Source organism: Streptomyces sp. MBT53 (genome assembly GCF_016654115.1).
Classification (GTDB): Bacteria; Actinomycetota; Actinomycetes; order Streptomycetales; family Streptomycetaceae; genus Streptomyces.
This window is the reverse complement of sequence record NZ_JAEQAZ010000388.1, coordinates 1-3,138: the sequence shown is the minus strand read 5'-3', so window position 1 is coordinate 3,138 and position 3,138 is coordinate 1. Positions and strand designations below refer to the sequence as shown.

Below are 3,138 nucleotides of genomic sequence, written 5' to 3'. Positions count from 1 at the left end.
GGCGTGGGGTGTGGGGCGGGGTGGGTTCGTCCGGTTCCTCGCTGCGGCGGGTGGTGCCGGTCGGTCCGATCCGCCGGGCGGTGGGCCGGGGAGTCTTCCTCCGTCTCCGTCCTCACCGTGGTCTCCGCGCCGCGGGCCGCGCCGGATCGGCCGCCGCTCCCGCTGTCGCGGCGGCGACTCCTGCCGTCTCTCCCACGCCCCTCGTTCGCCCTCGCCCGACCTTCGTTCACCGCGGCCGCGGCCTCCGACGCGGCGGCTGTGACTCCGACTGTCAGTGGGGCGTGGCAGGATCGGGGTCGTGGCAGAGACAGCATCGAAGAAGACCGACCAGACCTCCGGCGGAGACCGTCCACGGCTGATGCTGATGGACGGGCACTCGCTGGCCTACCGCGCGTTCTTCGCGCTGCCCGCGGAGAACTTCACGACCGCGACGGGCCAGCCGACGAACGCGATCTACGGCTTCGCGTCGATGCTGGCCAACACCTTGCGCGACGAGGCGCCCACGCACTTCGCGGTGGCCTTCGACGTGTCCCGCAAGACCTGGCGCTCCGAGGAGTTCACCGAGTACAAGGCGAACCGCTCCAAGACCCCGGACGAGTTCAAGGGCCAGGTCGAGCTGATCGGCGAGCTGCTCGACGCGATGCACGTCTCCCGGTTCGCGGTCGACGGCTTCGAGGCCGACGACGTCATCGCCACGCTCGCCACCCAGGCCGAGGCCGAGGGCTTCGACGTGCTGATCGTCACCGGCGACCGCGACTCCTTCCAGCTGGTGTCCGACCACACCACGGTGCTTTACCCGACGAAGGGTGTCTCCGAGCTGACCCGGTTCACTCCGGAGAAGGTCGTCGAGAAGTACGGGTTGACGCCCGCCCAGTACCCCGACTTCGCGGCCCTGCGCGGCGACCCGTCCGACAACCTCCCCGGCATTCCCGGCGTCGGCGAGAAGACCGCCGCGAAGTGGATCAACCAGTTCGGTTCCTTCGCCGAGTTGGTCGACCGCGTCGACGAGGTCAAGGGCAAGGCCGGGCAGAACCTCCGCGACCACCTGGACGCGGTCAAGCTCAACCGCCGTCTGACCGAGATGGTCAAGGACGTCGAGCTGCCCAAGACGGTGATCGACCTGGAGCGCGCTCCGTACGACCGCACGGCCGTCGCGATGGTTCTCGACACCCTGGAGATCCGCAACCCCTCGCTGCGCGAACGGCTGCTGGCCGTCGACCCGGGCAGCGAGGAGGCCGACCCGACCCCGCCCGCGGAGAGCGGTGTCGCGGTCGACGGCTCGGTCCTCGGCACCGGCGAACTGCCCGGCTGGCTCGCCGACTACGGCACCGAGCCCCTCGGCGTCGCCACCGTCGACACCTGGACCCTCGGCTCGGGTTCGGTGACCGAGGTCGCGCTCGCCACCGCCGGGGGAGCGGCCGCCTGGTTCGACCCCGCCGAGCTGGACGAGGGCGACGAGAACGCGTTCGCGGCCTGGCTCGCCGACGCCGACCGCCCCAAGGTGTTCCACAACGCCAAGGGCGCGATGCGGGTCTTCGCCGAGCACGGCTGGACCATCAACGGCATCACCATGGACACCGCGCTCGCCGCCTACCTCGTCAAGCCCGGCCGCCGCTCCTTCGACCTGGACGCGCTGTCCCTGGAGTACCTCGGCCGCGAGCTGGCCCCCGCCGCCGCGGCCGACGGCCAGTTGGCCTTCGGTGCGGACGACGGCGCCGAGGCGGACGCCCTGATGGTGCAGGCCCGCGCGATCCTCGACCTGGGAGACGCCTTCGGGGAGCGCCTCCAGGAGGTCGGCGCGGCGGACCTCCTGCGGGACATGGAGCTGCCCACCTCGATCCTGCTCGCCCGTCTGGAGCGGTACGGCATCGCGGCCGACAAGGCCCACCTCGAAGCCATGGAGCAGATGTTCGCCGGTGCCGTCCAGCAGGCGGTGAAGGAGGCGCACGCGGCGGCCGGACACGAGTTCAACCTCGGCTCGCCCAAGCAGCTCCAGGAAGTCCTCTTCGGCGAACTCGGCCTGCCCAAGACCAAGAAGACCAAGACCGGCTACACCACCGACGCGGACGCCCTGGCCTGGCTCGCCAACCAGACCGAGAACGAACTGCCGGTCATCATGCTCCGCCACCGCGAACAGGCGAAGCTGCGCGTCACCGTCGAGGGCCTGATCAAGACGATCGCGACCGACGGCCGCATCCACACCACGTTCAACCAGACCGTCGCCGCCACCGGCCGCCTCTCCTCGACGGACCCGAACCTCCAGAACATCCCGGTCCGCACGGACGAGGGCAGGGCGATCCGCCGCGGCTTCGTGGTCGGCGAAGGCTTCGAGTCCCTCATGACCGCGGACTACAGCCAGATCGAACTGCGCGTGATGGCCCATCTCTCCGAGGACGAGGGCCTGTTGGAGGCGTTCACCTCGGGCGAGGACCTGCACACCACGGTCGCCTCCCAGGTGTTCTCCGTCGAGGGCTCGGCGGTCGACGCGGAGATGCGCCGCAAGATCAAGGCGATGTCGTACGGCCTCGCCTACGGGCTCTCCGCCTTCGGCCTCTCCCAGCAGCTGAACATCGACGCGGGCGAGGCGCGGGTCCTGATGGACACGTACTTCGAGCGCTTCGGCGGTGTACGGGACTATCTGCGCCGCGCGGTCGACGAGGCGCGGGCCACGGGCTACACGGCGACCCTCTTCGGGCGCCGCCGCTACCTCCCCGACCTCAACAGCGACAACCGCCAACGCCGCGAGGCCGCCGAGCGCATGGCGCTCAACGCGCCGATCCAGGGCACCGCGGCCGACATCGTCAAGATGGCCATGCTCAAGGTGGACACCGCCCTGCGCGAGGCCGACCTCAAGTCCCGCATGCTCCTCCAGGTCCACGACGAAATCGTCCTGGAGATCGCCCCCGGCGAACGAGCGGCCACGGAGGAACTGGTCCGCCACGAGATGGCGGGCGCGGTCCATCTCCGGGCGCCGCTGGACGTCTCGGTGGGAGTGGGGCCGGACTGGGAGTCGGCGGCGCACTAGCCTGCGGCGGCGCGGCGGAGGGTTGTCCCGGGCGAGCTCTGCAACCGAGTTCGCCCCGGCTCGCCGCCACGCTTCCCTCCCCGGCAACAGGACCTCCCCGCACGACCCCCGCC

1 protein-coding gene is annotated in these 3,138 nt (G+C 70.8%); it reads left to right on the top strand.

The window, feature by feature from the left end:
- Positions 1 to 298 precede the first annotated feature (298 nt).
- Entirely contained in the window at positions 299 to 3,025 is a 2,727-nt protein-coding gene (gene polA / locus JHN45_RS51320; RefSeq protein WP_201056355.1) for a DNA polymerase I, read from the top strand.
- Positions 3,026 to 3,138: the final 113 nt, after the last annotated feature.